Origin of the sequence: Paraoerskovia marina DSM 21750 (assembly GCF_000701465.1) — a bacterium.
Lineage (GTDB): Bacteria > Actinomycetota > Actinomycetes > Actinomycetales > Cellulomonadaceae > Paraoerskovia > Paraoerskovia marina.
This window is the reverse complement of sequence record NZ_JNIY01000005.1, coordinates 159,062-172,959: the sequence shown is the minus strand read 5'-3', so window position 1 is coordinate 172,959 and position 13,898 is coordinate 159,062. Positions and strand designations below refer to the sequence as shown.

Below are 13,898 nucleotides of genomic sequence, written 5' to 3'. Positions count from 1 at the left end.
GTGGCCACCCTACGGTCCGGCGAGGACCAGCAGCGCGCCGGGGCGGACCTCCACCCGCAGGGGCAGCGACCCGAGGACCTCGCCGTCCGCGCAGGCGACCGGTGGCGCCGCACCGGCGGCCGTGGCCTCGAGCACGACGGCGGTGCTGCGGAAGGTCTCGATCCCCTGCGTGCGCAGGTGCGCCCCGCGGTACATCCCGGGAAAGATGGTCGCCGCCCGCACCCGGGAGAAGGCAGGCGCGACGACGACGTCGAGCTGCCCGTCGTCGAGGACCGCGTCCGGGGCGATCCGGACCCCGCCGCCGATCACCGGGCCGTTCGCGACCGCGACCAGGGTGCCCGGTTGCTCCCAGACCCGGTCACCCGCCACGACGCGGTACCCGTAAGGGCGGAACCGGCGCAGCTCGCCCACCACCGCACGGACGTACCGCATCGAGCCCTTCGAGCGGGTGTCGGCGCTCGCACGGGCGCTGACGGCGGCGTCCAGACCCGCGGACAGCACACCGACGTACCAGCGCCCGACCGGGGTCACGTACGCGGCGTCGATCCGGCGCGGTCGCTCACCGGACCGTGCGATCACGGCCAGGGCGGCGTCGACGTCGTGCACGGGAAGGCCGAGCGTCGTGGCCGTGTCGTTGCCCGACCCGACCGCGACCACACCCAGCGGCACGGACGTCGCCGCGCACGCGTTGACCCCCAGGTGCACCATGCCGTCTCCCCCGACCACGACCAGGACGTCGACGCGGTCGCCGGCCACGGCCGCCCGGGCGCTCGCGGCCGCATTCTCGAGGGTCGGGGCGGACAGGTCGAGGACGTCGTGGCCCGCGGCACGCAGCGTCCCCAGGACGCGGGGTCCGGCGGGGGCGCCGCGGCCGGCCCCGGCGGTGGGGTTGACGACCACGCCGACGCGCTGGGGTCTCACGGACTCGCAGGGGCGGGGTCGGTGCTCGCGCGGCGGGCGACCTGTCGTCCGCGCAGGGCGCAGATTCCGACGGCCACGAAGTACAGCGCGCACACGGGCAGGGCGACCCAGATCATCGTGATGACGTCGGGCGTGGGTGTCATGACGGCGGCGAACGTGAACGACAGGAGGATGGCCCACCGCCACCCGTTGAGCCAGGTGCGTGCCTGGACGATCCCGAGGAACGTCAGGGCGACCATGACCACGGGGACGAGGAACGCGAACCCGAAGGCGAGGAGGAACCGCATGACGAAGCTCAGGTACGTCTGGGCGTCGATGAGGGAGGCGGAGCCGTCGGGGACGAACTCGAACAAGATGGAGACCGCGCGCGGGAGCATGAACCAGGCGACGGCGGCCCCGCCGAGGAAGAGCGGGACGGCGGAACCGAGGAACGCGAACGCGTAGCGCTTCTCGACGCGCGTCAGCCCCGGGGTGATGAACGCCCAGAACTGGTACAGCCACCAGGGGCTGGCGATCAGCATCCCGAGGAAGAACGAGATCTTGACCTTCATGTCGATCGCGGTGGCGACGCCGGCGAAGTTCAGGGCGGCGAGCCCGTCGCGTTCGGCGGCGACCTCCTCCATCGGGCGCTGCAGGAGCGCGAAGACGGTGTCGTAGACGATCCAACCGACCACGGCCCCGACGAGGATGCCGAGGCAGGCGAGGACGAGCCGGCGCCGGGCCTCGCGCAGGTGCTCGCGCAGTGCCATGCGCCGTTCGGGGTTGGCGCGTCGGGCGCCGGGCACGGCTATGCCTTCGGCGTGGTGCCGGGCGGCGTGGTGCCACCGTCGTCGCTGCTGGTGGTGCTCGCCGGGGTGCCGGGCTCGGTGCCCGGGGTGCTCGACGCCGGGGCGTTCGGCGCCTGAGGCGTCTCGGGCGTGTGGGTCGTCTGCGTGCCCGGGGTCGCGGGCGTCGTGCCGTCGCCGGCGGCGGGTGCGGCGGGCTCGTCGTCGCGGAGGTCCTTGACCTCCTTCTTGAAGATCTTCAGCGACTCGCCGACGGAGCGCGCCAGGTCGGGCAGCCGGCGGGACCCGAAGAGCAGGACGATCAGCAGGATCAGGATCAGGATCGTCGCCGGGTGGCGCAGGATGTTCACGTCGGGTCCTCGGTCTCGGTACGTGCGGGGGTGCGGACCTGGCCATCGTACGACCCTGGCCACTCGTCCCGCACCCATCGGCCCCAGGTCCGGCGGTGGCGGGCGGCCCGTGCGGCGCGCTGCGGTGCGTGCGACGCCCGGACGGCCCGGTACTCGGCCCGCAGCGTGTCAGGGTCGTCGTCGAGCCGCGCGCGGGCGACCGTGGGGTTCTCGGCGGCGACGCGTTCGAGCTCGTCCGCCCGCAGGCTCAGCTCGGCTGAGACGGACTGCGCGCGTCCGAGCTCTCGGCCGAACTCCTTGGCCCGGGACCACACGTCGCGCAGGATCAGGCCCAGCGCGACGACGGCACCGACGACCAGCACGACCCACACGATCCACCACATGCCGCTCAGCCTAGCGTCGGGGGTGCGGGATCGAACGCGGCGTAGGCGTCCAGGGCGGCCTGGGCGTCGCGGGCGACGTCGGTGAGCAGGTCGGGCGGGTGCGCGTCGACGACGTAGCGGGCCTGCTCGGTCAGCAGGTGCAGGAGCCAGACGCGGTTGGCGACGCGCAGGTCGACCTCGAACGTGGCGTCGGGCAGGTCACGGACGGCGTCGACGGGCACCTGTTCCGCGATCCACCGCGCGGACGAGGCGAGGCGCACGGTCACGACGGGCGCGTCGTCGTCGGGACGGAACGTCACGTCCCGGGGGACGTCGTGCTCGACGGCCGGCGTGTCGGTCACGTGGGCCGAGACGATGCGGTCGGTGCGGAAGGTCCGGCGTGCCTGGGCCCGGTAGCACCAGGCCAGCAGGTAGGTCGAGGCGTCGCGGGTGTGCAGCTCGATCGGGTCGACGTCCCGCTCGCTGAGGTTGTCGGCCGCGTCCGCGTACGTCAGGTGCAGTCGGCGGCCGCTCGACAGCGCGGTGCGGATGGCGTGGACGACGTCGGGGCGCCCGGGCGGTGACAGGCGCACGTCCAGGGCGGCGGCGGCCTCCCCGGTGGCCGTGGACAGTTTGGCGAGCACCGAGTCGAGGACGGCCTCGCGGCCGTCCTCGTCGGCGACGGTCTCGCGCAGCGCGCGCAGGGCGGCCACGAGGGCGACGGCCTCCCGGGTGCCCAGTCGCAGCGGGCGGGTGATGCCGCGGCCGTCGATCAGACGGACCACACCACGTTCCATGGACGCCGCGTCGAAGTCGATCAGGTCCTGCGGCCAGTACCCGGGGGTGCCCGCGACCCAGAGCTGGTCCACGTCCTTGAGGATCTGGGCGCCGGTGACGTCGAAGCGCCGTGCGAGATCCTCGACCCGCGCGGGCCCGGCGCTCTGCAGGTACGTGACCAGGCCCAGGAGTCGGACGAGTCGTTCGTCGGCGCGCTCAGCCACGGTCCGCCCCCAGTCGTGCCGCCGCCCGCAGTCGTTCGAGCACGGCTTCTCGCAGCTCGGTGGGCCCGAGCACCACCACGGCGGCCCCGTACCCGGCGATCTCGTCCGCCATCGCGGAGAGCTGGCCGTACGGCACCTCGACGACGTCCCGCACCTCCGCCTCCGCCTCCATCGGCGTCGTCGACCCCGGCGCGTGGCCGCGTACCGTCACGCCGACGGTGCCGCGTGCCCGCACCGCCCCGGCCCGCTCGGGCAGGACGGCGAGGCGCGCGACCTGCTCGGGGCCACCCGCCGTCGACAAGAACGCGTCGACGTCGACGTCGGCCGGCACCATGTACTCCCCCGCCGCCCCGGCGAGCCGCACGGACCCGACCATGCGGGACAGGCGGTAGGAACGTGGCGCCTGGCGCTCGCGGTCGTGGCCGATCAGGTACCACCCGCCCCCGCGGGCGGCGACCCGCCAGGGCTCGACGTGCCGCTGCGCCGTCTCGCCGGTGTTCGCGGCGTGGTAGCCGAAGCGCACGGGAGTAGCGGTGCCGATCGCGTCGAGCAGCGGGCCCAGCGCCCCGCCGGCGGCACTGACGCGCGGGGCGAGACCGGCGACGATGTCTGTCGCGGCCTCCGCGACGTCCGCGGCGCGGATCTTGGTCAGCGCCCGCGACGTGTCGGTCGCGATCGAGCGGTCCTGCCACAGCTGTGCCGCGAGCGACAGAACGCCCAGCTCGGCCGGGGTGAGGTCGAGCGCCCCGAGCGCGTAGGCGTCCTGGTCGACGCGATAGCCGATCTCGTCGGCATGCCCACCGGGGTCGACGGTCACGATCGGCACTCCCAGGTCGCGCAACGTGTCCTTGTCCCGCTCGAACATCCGTTCGAAGGCCTCGATGCTCGGTGCCTGGTCGTACCCGGCGACCGACGTGCGGATCTGCTGCTTCGACATCGCGGTGGACGTGTTGACCAGGGCGATGACGAGATTGAGCAGCCGTTCGGCCGGTGGGGTGCGGGTCACTTCCCCCACGCTAGCGGGCGGTACGCTCGTGCGCGTGATCACCTGGCGTTCCGGCACGGTCGTGTCGCACGGAAAGTCCTGGACGGGGGCGCAGGAGCTGCGCGTCGACCTCCATGACGCCGCGCACGACCCCGCACTCCCCGACCACGTCCGCGCGCTGGCGTACACCGACGTCGTCGGCACCCCCGCGGTCGGCGACCGGGTGACGCTCAACGTCTCCGCGCTGGCCCGCGGGCTCGGCACGGGAGGCTACGCGCTCGTCGTCGCCTCCCCCGACGCCCTGCCGCCCGACCCCGCCCCCGGACCCGGTCACCTCGTCAAGGCGCGCTACACCCCGCTGCAGACCCTCGTGCTCGGGGCCGACGAGCAGGAGTCGGACCACCACGCCCTCCTGGCCGACGCCGACGACCTCGCCGCGCTGCCCGTGGTCGTCGCCGACCTGCACTCGGCCGTGCCCGCCGTCGTCGCCGGGGCGCGGCATGGTGCGGCGCTCGCAGGCCGACCCGCACCCCGCGTGGTCTACGTCATGCCCGACGGCGGTGCACTGCCCGTCGCGTTCTCCCGCACCGTCTCGGCCCTGCGCGACGCCGACTGGCTCACCTCCTGCATCACGGTCGGGCAGGCCTACGGCGGCGACCACGAGGCCGTCACCGTCCACACCGGCCTGCTGACCGCGCACCTGGTCGAGCACGCCGACCTCGTCGTCCTCGCCCAGGGCCCCGGAAACCTCGGCACCGGGACCCGCTGGGGGTTCTCCGGCGTCCAGGCCGGCGAGGCCCTCAACGCCGCCGGCGTCCTCGGCGGGCACCCCGTGGCCTCCCTGCGGGTCTCCGGCGCCGACGCCCGGGACCGCCACCGTGGGATCTCCCACCACTCGTTGACGACGTACGGGCGCGTGGCCATCAGCCCCGCCGACGTCCCCGTCCCCGCGCGCACGCCCCAGACCCCCGCCGGTGCGTGGGACGCCGACCTCGACGCCCGCGTCCGCGACCAGGCCCGGGCGCTCGCGGCCCCGCACGGGCGACACCGGCTCGTGGACGTGCCCGTGGAGCCCGCCCTGCTCGAGGCGCTCGCGGACTGTCCCGTGCGGCTGTCCACGATGGGCCGCGGCCTGCACGAGGACCCGGCGTCGTTCGTCGCGGCCGCGGCCGCCGGGATCCATGCCGAGCAGGTAGCCTGCCGACGGTGAGCGAGGCACACCGCGGGGGGCACCGCGTCCGGATCGTCGCCGCCGCGGTGGTCGCCTGCCTGGTCGTGCTCGTCGCGGCGACCGCGACGCCTTGGGTGGTGGACGTGACCATCGGCGACCAGGATCCGGTCGACCCGGTCGCCCTCGACCCCACGATCCTCGAGTACAAACCCCCAGCACGCGGCGAGAGCACCGCGTGGAACCTCGGCGACCTGCCCCGGTGGACGGCACTGCTCCCGGTGCTCGCACTCGTCGGGGCGCTCGTCGCGCTCTTCGGCCGCGACGTGCTCAGATGGCTCCGCGACGTCGTCGACAGCCTGCGACGCCGCACGCCCACGACGACGTACGACACGCCCTCCACCGGAGGCACCGTGGACGCGAGCACCGTCACCGACGCCGTCCGGCACGCCGTCGGTGACGCCCACGCCGCGCTCGACGACCGGACCCGAGACCCGTCGGACGCCGTCGTCGCGGCCTGGGTCTCGCTCGAGGCCGCCACCGCCGACGTCGGCCTCGAACGCGACCCGACCCACACCCCCGGCGAGTACGTCCTCACGGTCCTCACCCGCACCGGGGCAGACCCGGACGCCGCCCGCGAGCTGCTCGCCCTGTACCACCGTGCACGGTTCGCCCAACACCACCTGTCCCCGGACGACCTCCAGGCAGCACGCCGGTGCCTCGACCGCCTCACCGAGACCCTCACCGACCCCGCAGGACTCGACACCGAACCGGGACGGGCATGACCGCCGCCCACGACCGACGCGGCGTCACAGCACCCCTCGTCGTCGCCACCGCGCTCGGACTCGCCGCCTGGGCGTTCGGCGACCTCGCCGACGCCATCACGACCGCCGCACTCGTCCTGACCGTCGTCGCCGCCGCCCGCATCGCACCCCACGGAACCCGGGCCACCCCCACCGACCCGACCAGCCCGCGGCCCGGAGGAGCACGAGCCGACCTGGACCTGCTCGGCCGCGAGACCCTCCGCACCGACCGAACCGTCGGCGAACGAGCCGTCGCCCGCACCCTCGAGCTCACCCGCGCCACGCTGATCCACCACGGCATCGACCCCACCTCACCCGCCGACCGCCCCGCCCGCGCCGCACTCCTCGGCAACACCACCCCGGCCATCGAGAGGGCGCTCGCGGGCTCTTCGACCGCGCCCGTCACGGCGGCCGAGCTGCGGCGGTGGCTGGATGTTCTGGACACGCTGGGACCGGTGCCGACGGTGGCACCGGCCGACACCCCGACGACCGAAAGGCCCACACGATGACCTCGGAGCACCCGCGGACTGCACGAACGACGGACCAGCCGCCCCTGGGCGTCGAGGAGATCGCGGCGCTCGGCCAGGACGTGATGAGGGCGGTGCGGACCGTCGTGGTGGGCAGCCTCGACGCGCTCGAGATCGCGCTCGCGTCGATCCTCGCGGGTGGGCACGTGCTGTTCGAGGACGTACCCGGGCTCGGCAAGACCGTCGCGGCGCGCAGCATCGCGCAGGCGCTCGGCCTGGACTTCGCGCGCATGCAGTGCACCCCTGACCTGCTGCCCGCGGACATCACGGGCTCGTACGTGCTGGACCCGGCGACGGCCGAGTTCGTGTTCCGGCCGGGGCCTGTGTTCACCGGGCTCTTCCTCGCGGACGAGATCAACCGCACGGCACCGAAGACGCAGTCGGCCCTGCTCGAGGCGATGGCGGAGGGTCAGGTCTCGGCCGAGGGGAGGACGTTCGCCCTGCCCACGCCGTTCCACGTCGTCGCGACGGCGAACCCGGTGGAGCACGAGGGCACCTATCCTCTGCCGGAGGCGCAGCTCGACAGGTTCATGGTCCGTCTGGCCGTCGGGTATCCCGACAGGCAGGACGAGGCGGAGATCGTGCACCGTCGACTCGTCCGGCGCACGGAGGCGACACGCGTGGAGCAGGTGACCGACGCCGGGACGGTCCGAGAGATGCAGCGTGGTGTCGAGGACGTCTCGGTCGACCCCGACGTCGTGCGGTACTGCGTCGACCTGGCCGCGGCGACACGCAGCCACCACGCCGTCGAGGTCGGTGCCTCGCCCCGCGGGTCGCAGAACCTCGTCCTGCTCGCCCGCGCCGTCGCCGTCCTCGCGGGGCGTGACCACGTGCTCCCGGACGACGTGAAAAAGATCGCGGTCCCGGTGCTCGCGCACCGGCTGACCCTCACGCCCGCAGCATGGGCCGCCGACACCGACCCGGCCACGGTCGTCGCCGCCGTGCTCGCCACGGTCCCCGGACCCGCCGCCGTCCCGAGCCGATGACCGAGCCGGGCGTCTGGCCAGCCACGCGCTACACGGTCCTGTCCGTCAGCGCGGGTGTGGTGCTGATGGGCCTCGGTCTGCTGCGAGGTGCTGCCGACGTCGCACTCCTGGGCCTTCCCGTCCTCCTCGCCGGGCTGTGGGGCCTCGGAGCCACGCCACGAACCCCCGGTACCGTGCGCCTCACCAAGGCACCGGCCGCGCCCGGTCGGGTCACGGCCGTCCTCGAGCTGACGACACCCCCGGGCAGCGACGTCGTCGTCGCCCGCGTCGCCGTACCCCACCACGGCACGCTCGAGGCCGTCGTGCACGTCCCCCACGAGCGCCGCCTGACCCTGACCGCCCCCACGAGCAGGACGGGACCGCACCCGCCATACCGGGCCACCGCCCTCGCGCTCGGACCGCTCGGTGGACGCACCGACGACCCGCGCACCGCCACCGGCGAAACCAGCCTCGTCCTGCCCGCACCCACCGCACTGCGTGGCATCCCCGTCCCGCACGCGCTGCGCGGCCTCGTCGGACCGCACACCGCACGACGCGGCGGTGACGGCACCGAGCTGCGCGACATCGCACCCTTCACCCCCGGGGACCGCCTGCGCCGCATCGACTGGCGCGCCACCGCCAGACGAAGTCCCACGCTGCAGACCCTCTACGTGCGCCGGACCCTCGCCACCGCCGAGGCCACCGTCCTGCTCCTCGTCGACTCCCGCGACGACCTCGGCCCCGACCCCGCCGACTGGGGCATGCCGACTCCCACCCGGAGAGAACTAGGCTCCCTCGACCACGCCCGCGACGCCGCAGCCTCCGTGGCCGCCCATGCGCTCGACCGGGGCGACCGCGTCGGCCTCGAAGAACTCAGCCGCTACCGACGCCCCGTCCCACCCGGCAGCGGACGCCGCCACCGACGCCGGATCCTGCACGCCCTCGCACACACCACCGCCCACGGCGAGGCCGAACCTCGACGACGAGCCCCGCACCTGCCCACCGGGGCCTACGTCTACCTCTTCTCCACCTTCATGGACGACACAGCCCTCACCCACGCCCTCACGTGGCGTGCCGCCGGCCACCAGGTCGTCGCCGTCGACACCCTCCCGAGGCTCAGCACCGACCACCTCCCCCCGCACCTGGCCACCGCCTGGCGCATCATCCGCCTCGAACGCGCCAACCGGTTGCGCACGCTCGCCCGGCACGACATCACCGTGACCGCCTGGGCCCCCGACCGCGACGACGCACCGCCACCCGCGACTGCCCAGCTCCAGGCCGCCGGCCGCCGGAGAACGCGATGACGACCACCGAGAACACACCGCAGATCACCACCGCACCCACGCTCGGCGGCCGCACCCTCCGAATCGGCGCAGCCCTGCTCACCGCCGCCACCCTCCTCGTCGGACTCGCACCCACACACCTGCCCACCGCACTCGTCTCCGCCACCGTCGCCGGCGCAGCACTTCTGTGGCGGCCCACACTCCCCCTGCCCTGGATGACCCTCGCGCTCGTCGCACTCCCCCTGCTCGGAGACGACGGATTCACCCCGTACGCACTCGCCCTCGCACCCCTCGGCCACCTCACCGTTCGCGCCACCTGGTGGGCCCGCCACACGACCACCACGACCCGCGTCGAGACCCGCGCCCTGCGTACCGAGATCCGACCCGCCGCGACCATCCTCGCCACCACACTCACCATCGGCACCCTCGCCGCATGGGCCACGACGGCGCTCGCGGCCCAGATCGCCGTTCCGCTCGGGGCTGTCCTCCTTCTCGCCACGGTGCTGCTGGCCGCGCCGGCGCGATGGTGGCGGTAGAGCAGACGCCGGGCTGCGAGCACACACCGGATCGGCCAACATGGTGGTGAAGGAGCCATAGCGGCTCCTCGCCAAGACGAAGGAGGCATCCATGTCGGCAGCACGCCTGCCCAAGTACACGGTCCCGTCGCTCACCGTCGAGACCGGCGCCAAGGTCGCGGAGATTCTCCAGCAGCGACTCGACGCGCTCAACGACCTCCAGCTCACGCTCAAGCACATCCACTGGAACGTCGTGGGCCCGCACTTCATCGCCGTGCACGAGATGATCGACCCCCAGGTCGACGCCGTGCGCGAGATGGTCGACACGATCGCCGAGCGCATCGCGACGCTGGGTGTGGCACCTCAGGGCACGCCCGGGGCGATCGTGGCAAACCGCACGTGGGACGACTACTCCCTCGGGCGGGCGTCGACGATCGCGCACCTGGGCGCGCTCGACACCGTCTACCAGGGCGTCATCTCCGACCACCGCGCGGCGGCGACCGCGACGGAGGAGCTCGACGACGTCACGAACGACATCCTGATCGGGCACCTCCAGGAGCTGGAGCTCTTCCACTGGTTCGTCCGCGCCCACCTCGAGAGCGCCGGCGGATCGTTGAGCACGACCGACGCCGACGGCGAGTCGGAGTCGGCGAAGCTCGCCGAGAAGGACGCCCGCGGTACCGCCTGACACCGCGCACGCTCAACGCTCCTGAGACGACGGCCCCGGCGACATGCCGGGGCCGTCGTCGTCCGTGTCCGTGGTGTGCAACCTACGCTCGGCCGACTCGGTCCACGCACGCCGGACCTGCTCGAACCGCGTCGGAAGCGGAGGACGCCGGCCCGCCCAGCGGGCGTTGGTGCGATGGACGTGCCGACGCCACGAGAGCACAAGACCCTGCTTGGTGATCGGCAGACCGCTGACCACCGTCGTCCCGTTGTCGTGCGTGTGGTGCACCGTCAGCAGCAGCGCCCGCGGCGCCGAGCCCTCGAGCTCTGCACAGAGCTCTGCACGGACGTCGAACCAGCGCCGCAGGAGGATCACCTCGCTCGCGTCCAGCGGATGGACCACTCGTGTGCGGTGCTTGCCGTGGAAGACCTCGACCGTCCCCGCGCTCGCACGGGCGCCCTCCTCCCCCAGGTCGAACGAGTCGACGCCACAGCGCAACAGGTCCGAGTAGCGGGCACCCGTCGCACGGGTCAGGGCGACGATGACGGCGAGCCTGACGATCTCCGGCTTCACCCCGGGGTCCATCGCGGCCGACGCGAGATCGCGCCAGACCGTCTCGGCCTCGTCCGTCGAGACGGTGGGTCGGGGGTACCTCCCCTCCTCCGGGCTGTTTGGTGAGTTCTTTGGGTTCGGTGACATGGTGCGATAGTACCGCTTGGCACACTATTTTTCTCGATGAGAGAGAAGCCTTAGGCTCATGACGATGCCGACCCCGCCGAACGAGACCCTCCTCGCCACCGTCGCCGCTCCTGTCTCGACCGAGACCGAGGTGAAGAGGTCGCGCTTCCTCGCCCACCTCTCCCCCGTGACGTCGGTCGACGAGGCGACGTCCGTGATCGCCGACCGACGTAGGTCCTTCTGGGACGCGCGCCACCACTGCACCGCGCTCGTCGTCGGCCCCTCGGGGGACGTTCAGCGCTCCTCCGACGACGGCGAGCCGGCCGGCACCGCCGGCGCTCCCCTGCTGGACGTCCTGCGCAAGCAGCACCTGACGGACGCCGTCGTGGTCGTGACCCGGTACTTCGGCGGGACGCTCCTCGGATCAGGGGGCCTGATCCGCGCCTATTCCGGAGCGGCGGCGCTGGCGGTCGCCTCCGCGCACCGGGTGGAACGTCGATACATGACGCGTGTCAGCGTCGCCGTCCCGCACGCGGAGGCCGGTCGGCTCGTCGCACTGCTGCACGCGTGGGCCGCCCAGCACGGCGCGGTCATGGGGACACCGCACTACGCCGAACAGGCCGTGCTCCGGCTCGACGTCGCCGACGCCGAGCTGGACCTGCTCGACGCCGACCTTGCGGCAGCGACGGGCGGCGCGACCCTCGCGTCCCGCGGCGAGCGGAGGGTCGTCGACGTCCCGTAGCGCCTAGGCGTCGCGGGACGCGAGCCCGTCGGGCCCGACCACGGAGCGATCAGGGACGACGCCACCTTCAGCACCGAGAATCGCCTCGCCCCGGACGCGGACACCGGCGCCGAACGCCCAGTCCCCGTCCACCGTCAGCGCCCGGGCCTCGCGCAACGACGGTGCGCCGTCCGGGAATCGCTCGTCAAAGTCGTGCACGAGCTTGTACGCCGACGAGAGCGTGATCAACGGCGCGTCGACCTGTGCGACGAGCCGGTAGTCCTCGTCGAGCGCGTACACGTCGGACCGGAGCAGGAGCAGGTCGCTCGTGGTCTTGACAGGGAGGAACCGCGAGCGGTCGATCTCGATCGCCACGGCGCCGTCGAACACCTCGACGGCGGCTCCCATCGCCGACTCGATCTGCACGACCTTGGTGGACGACGGGTCGCTCGGGTCGACCGTCTTGTCGTTGCGGATCAGCGGGAGCTCGAGCACACCCCCGGTCCGGTTGAGCTCCGTCGAGAGCGCCTCGAGGTCGAGCCACAGGTTGTTCGTGTTGAAGTACCGGTGCTTCTCGATGTCTCCGGCGGCGTCAGCGTCCTCGGACGGCGTCTGCGCGGACTCGCGCAGGACGAGACGCCCGTCGTCCGTCCGGACGACGAGGTGGCCGCCCTTGCGGTCCGCTGGGGTCCGCCGCGCGACCTCGGCGGCGAACGGCGCTCCCGAGGACGCGAACCAGCCGGCCATCGTCGCGTCCGGGGCGGCGCCGAGGTTGTCCGAGTTCGACACGCTCGCGTACCGGTACCCCGCGTCGAGGAGAGCACGTAGGACGCCCGAGGCGTGCATGGCCGTGTAGAGGTCGCCGTGGCCGGGCGGGCACCACTCCAGCGCAGGGTTCGAGGGCCACTCGACCGGCTCGAGACCGTCCGCGGTGAGCTTCGGCTCACGGTTCTGGAGGAAGTCGAGAGGGAGCCCGTCCACCCGCAGGTCGGGGAACCGCCCGAGCGCCTCGAGGGTGTCGTCCTGGGTCGAGAACGAGTTCATCACCACAAGCGGCAGCGGCGCACCCGTCGCCCGACGGGCCGCACGGACCTGACCGACGATCACGTCGAGGAAGCTGAGGGACCGACCGTCCGGACCGTCCTCTCGGACTGTCAGCAACGACTTGGCCCGGTCCATCCCCATCGACGTGCCCAGCCCGCCGTTGAGCTTGATGATCGCGGTCGAGGCCAACGCGTCGCGAGCGACCTCCGGGTCGACGTCGAGGTCCGCGTGCCTCGGCACGTCGGTGAGCGGACTCACCGTGCTCTCGGGGATCGTCCCCGTCTGACCGGCCTCGAGCAGGTCGTAGAAGCGGCTGAAGACGTCGATCGCCGTGGGGTGCACCCCGGCGTCGGACATCTTGGTGCGGGCGTGGTCCAGTCCGTCGCGGCTCATGCGCTCAGGCTATGCGGGTCGCCGGCACCGGGCACGCCCGGTCCGCACCGTGTCGGTCACACCGGGTGACCCGCGGTCGCGCCGCCCGCGCTCAGAGGAAGCGCTCCACCGGCCCTGCCCCCTCCCGCACCACGACGGGCTCCCGCTCGGACCAGTCGACCACGGTCGTGGGCTCGGTGCCGCACTCCCCCGCGTCCACGACGGCGTCGACGAGATGGTCCAGCGTCTCCTTGATCTCCCAGCCGTCGGTCAGCGGCTCCTCGCGGTCCGGAAGGAGCAGGGTCGACGAGAGCAACGGCTCGCCGAGCTCACGAAGGATCGCCTGGACGACGCGGTTCTCCGGGATCCGGATGCCGACGGTCTTCTTCTTCGGGTGGGCGAGCCGGCGCGGCACCTCGGCCGTCGCGGGGAGGATGAACGTGTAGGGACCCGGCGTGGACGCCTTGATCGCACGGAAGGCGTGGTTGTCGATCCGGACGAGCTGACCCATCTGCGAGAAGTCTGCGCACATCAGGGTGAAGTGGTGCTTAGCGTCAAGGTCGCGGACGGCACGGATCCGGTCGGTGCCGTGGGTGTTGCCCATGCGGGTGCCCAGCGCGTAGCACGAGTCCGTGGGGTAGGCGACGAGCGCGTCGTCCCGGAGCATCGCCACGACCTGCGCGATCGCCCGAGGCTGCGGGTCGTGGGGGTGTACGTCGAAGTAGCGGGCCATGCACCGAGGCTATGCCCG

General features: G+C 73.0%; 17 protein-coding genes. 8 read left to right on the top strand and 9 right to left on the bottom strand.

Annotated elements, in window-relative coordinates; genetic code table 11:
• Positions 1–9: 9 nt before the first annotated feature.
• Genes Q343_RS0109765 through Q343_RS0109740 form a run of 6 tightly spaced genes read right to left on the bottom strand, consistent with a single transcriptional unit; the run spans position 10 to position 4,425 of the window.
• Entirely contained in the window at positions 10–921 is a 912-nt protein-coding gene (locus Q343_RS0109765) for a diacylglycerol/lipid kinase family protein (RefSeq protein WP_029253405.1), read from the bottom strand.
• Positions 918–1,706 carry a twin-arginine translocase subunit TatC gene (gene tatC / locus Q343_RS0109760; RefSeq protein WP_345940097.1) on the bottom strand — a complete coding sequence of 263 codons (789 nt, stop codon included), beginning with the start codon at positions 1,704–1,706 and terminating at the stop codon, positions 918–920. The genes Q343_RS0109765 and tatC overlap by 4 nt, the downstream gene beginning before the upstream one ends.
• A 2-nt stretch (positions 1,707–1,708) precedes the next feature.
• Complete coding sequence (locus Q343_RS0109755; RefSeq protein WP_052367088.1) at positions 1,709–2,056, bottom strand: twin-arginine translocase TatA/TatE family subunit; 348 nt, start codon at positions 2,054–2,056, stop codon at positions 1,709–1,711.
• Complete coding sequence (locus Q343_RS0109750; RefSeq protein WP_052367087.1) at positions 2,053–2,439, bottom strand: hypothetical protein; 387 nt, start codon at positions 2,437–2,439, stop codon at positions 2,053–2,055. The genes Q343_RS0109755 and Q343_RS0109750 overlap by 4 nt, the downstream gene beginning before the upstream one ends.
• A 5-nt stretch (positions 2,440–2,444) precedes the next feature.
• Complete coding sequence (locus Q343_RS0109745) at positions 2,445–3,419, bottom strand: helix-turn-helix transcriptional regulator (RefSeq protein WP_052367086.1); 975 nt, start codon at positions 3,417–3,419, stop codon at positions 2,445–2,447.
• Positions 3,412–4,425: a helix-turn-helix transcriptional regulator gene (locus Q343_RS0109740; protein WP_052367085.1), complete on the bottom strand. Its 1,014-nt coding sequence runs from the start codon at positions 4,423–4,425 to the stop codon at positions 3,412–3,414. The genes Q343_RS0109745 and Q343_RS0109740 overlap by 8 nt, the downstream gene beginning before the upstream one ends.
• Before the next feature lie 34 nt (positions 4,426–4,459).
• On the opposite strand from Q343_RS0109740, the gene Q343_RS0109735 reads away from it, so the two are divergent.
• The 7 genes from Q343_RS0109735 (at position 4,460) to Q343_RS0109705 (ending at position 10,353) form a co-directional block, all read left to right on the top strand.
• A complete protein-coding gene (locus Q343_RS0109735; RefSeq protein WP_029253399.1) occupies positions 4,460–5,614 on the top strand; it encodes a DUF3866 family protein in 1,155 nt (384 codons plus the stop codon).
• Positions 5,611–6,357: a DUF4129 domain-containing protein gene (locus tag Q343_RS0109730; protein ID WP_029253398.1), complete on the top strand. Its 747-nt coding sequence runs from the start codon at positions 5,611–5,613 to the stop codon at positions 6,355–6,357. The genes Q343_RS0109735 and Q343_RS0109730 overlap by 4 nt, the downstream gene beginning before the upstream one ends.
• Positions 6,354–6,884, top strand: coding sequence for a hypothetical protein (locus tag Q343_RS0109725; protein WP_029253397.1), 531 nt, complete (start codon positions 6,354–6,356; stop codon positions 6,882–6,884). The genes Q343_RS0109730 and Q343_RS0109725 overlap by 4 nt, the downstream gene beginning before the upstream one ends.
• On the top strand, positions 6,881–7,888 hold the full coding sequence (locus tag Q343_RS0109720; RefSeq protein WP_052367084.1) for an AAA family ATPase: 1,008 nt from the start codon (positions 6,881–6,883) through the stop codon (positions 7,886–7,888). Before Q343_RS0109725 ends, Q343_RS0109720 begins: the two co-directional genes overlap by 4 nt.
• Positions 7,885–9,171: a DUF58 domain-containing protein gene (locus Q343_RS0109715; RefSeq protein WP_052367083.1), complete on the top strand. Its 1,287-nt coding sequence runs from the start codon at positions 7,885–7,887 to the stop codon at positions 9,169–9,171. Before Q343_RS0109720 ends, Q343_RS0109715 begins: the two co-directional genes overlap by 4 nt.
• Positions 9,168–9,686: a hypothetical protein gene (locus Q343_RS0109710; protein WP_029253394.1), complete on the top strand. Its 519-nt coding sequence runs from the start codon at positions 9,168–9,170 to the stop codon at positions 9,684–9,686. The genes Q343_RS0109715 and Q343_RS0109710 overlap by 4 nt, the downstream gene beginning before the upstream one ends.
• Before the next feature lie 91 nt (positions 9,687–9,777).
• Positions 9,778–10,353, top strand: a complete 576-nt coding sequence (locus tag Q343_RS0109705; protein ID WP_029253393.1) for a Dps family protein — start codon at positions 9,778–9,780, stop codon at positions 10,351–10,353.
• 12 nt (positions 10,354–10,365) lie between these two features.
• Here the strand turns inward: Q343_RS0109705 and Q343_RS0109700 are convergent, their stop codons facing one another.
• On the bottom strand, positions 10,366–11,031 hold the full coding sequence (locus Q343_RS0109700) for a site-specific integrase (RefSeq protein WP_248616805.1): 666 nt from the start codon (positions 11,029–11,031) through the stop codon (positions 10,366–10,368).
• A gap of 64 nt (positions 11,032–11,095) precedes the next feature.
• Here Q343_RS0109700 and Q343_RS0109695 point away from each other — a divergent pair, with 64 nt between their 5' ends.
• Entirely contained in the window at positions 11,096–11,752 is a 657-nt protein-coding gene (locus Q343_RS0109695; RefSeq protein WP_029253391.1) for an IMPACT family protein, read from the top strand.
• 3 nt (positions 11,753–11,755) lie between these two features.
• Here the strand turns inward: Q343_RS0109695 and Q343_RS0109690 are convergent, their stop codons facing one another.
• Complete coding sequence (locus tag Q343_RS0109690) at positions 11,756–13,168, bottom strand: UTP--glucose-1-phosphate uridylyltransferase (RefSeq protein WP_029253390.1); 1,413 nt, start codon at positions 13,166–13,168, stop codon at positions 11,756–11,758.
• A 91-nt stretch (positions 13,169–13,259) separates the two neighbouring features.
• Positions 13,260–13,880 (bottom strand): L-threonylcarbamoyladenylate synthase, encoded by a 621-nt coding sequence (locus Q343_RS0109685; protein WP_029253389.1) that lies wholly within the window; start codon positions 13,878–13,880, stop codon positions 13,260–13,262.
• Positions 13,881–13,898 lie beyond the last annotated feature (18 nt).

Bases quoted from the DNA above. Each gene is read 5' to 3' on its own strand.
- Q343_RS0109750 (WP_052367087.1), bottom strand. From the start codon at position 2,439: ATGTGGTGGATCGTGTGGGTCGTGCTGGTCGTCGGTGCCGTCGTCGCG.
- Q343_RS0109725 (WP_029253397.1), top strand. From the start codon at position 6,354: ATGACCGCCGCCCACGACCGACGCGGCGTCACAGCACCCCTCGTCGTC.
- Q343_RS0109720 (WP_052367084.1), top strand. From the start codon at position 6,881: ATGACCTCGGAGCACCCGCGGACTGCACGAACGACGGACCAGCCGCCC.
- Q343_RS0109715 (WP_052367083.1), top strand. From the start codon at position 7,885: ATGACCGAGCCGGGCGTCTGGCCAGCCACGCGCTACACGGTCCTGTCC.
- Q343_RS0109710 (WP_029253394.1), top strand. From the start codon at position 9,168: ATGACGACCACCGAGAACACACCGCAGATCACCACCGCACCCACGCTC.
- Q343_RS0109705 (WP_029253393.1), top strand. From the start codon at position 9,778: ATGTCGGCAGCACGCCTGCCCAAGTACACGGTCCCGTCGCTCACCGTC.
- Q343_RS0109700 (WP_248616805.1), bottom strand. From the start codon at position 11,031: ATGTCACCGAACCCAAAGAACTCACCAAACAGCCCGGAGGAGGGGAGG.
- Q343_RS0109695 (WP_029253391.1), top strand. From the start codon at position 11,096: ATGCCGACCCCGCCGAACGAGACCCTCCTCGCCACCGTCGCCGCTCCT.
- Q343_RS0109690 (WP_029253390.1), bottom strand. From the start codon at position 13,168: ATGAGCCGCGACGGACTGGACCACGCCCGCACCAAGATGTCCGACGCC.
- Q343_RS0109685 (WP_029253389.1), bottom strand. From the start codon at position 13,880: ATGGCCCGCTACTTCGACGTACACCCCCACGACCCGCAGCCTCGGGCG.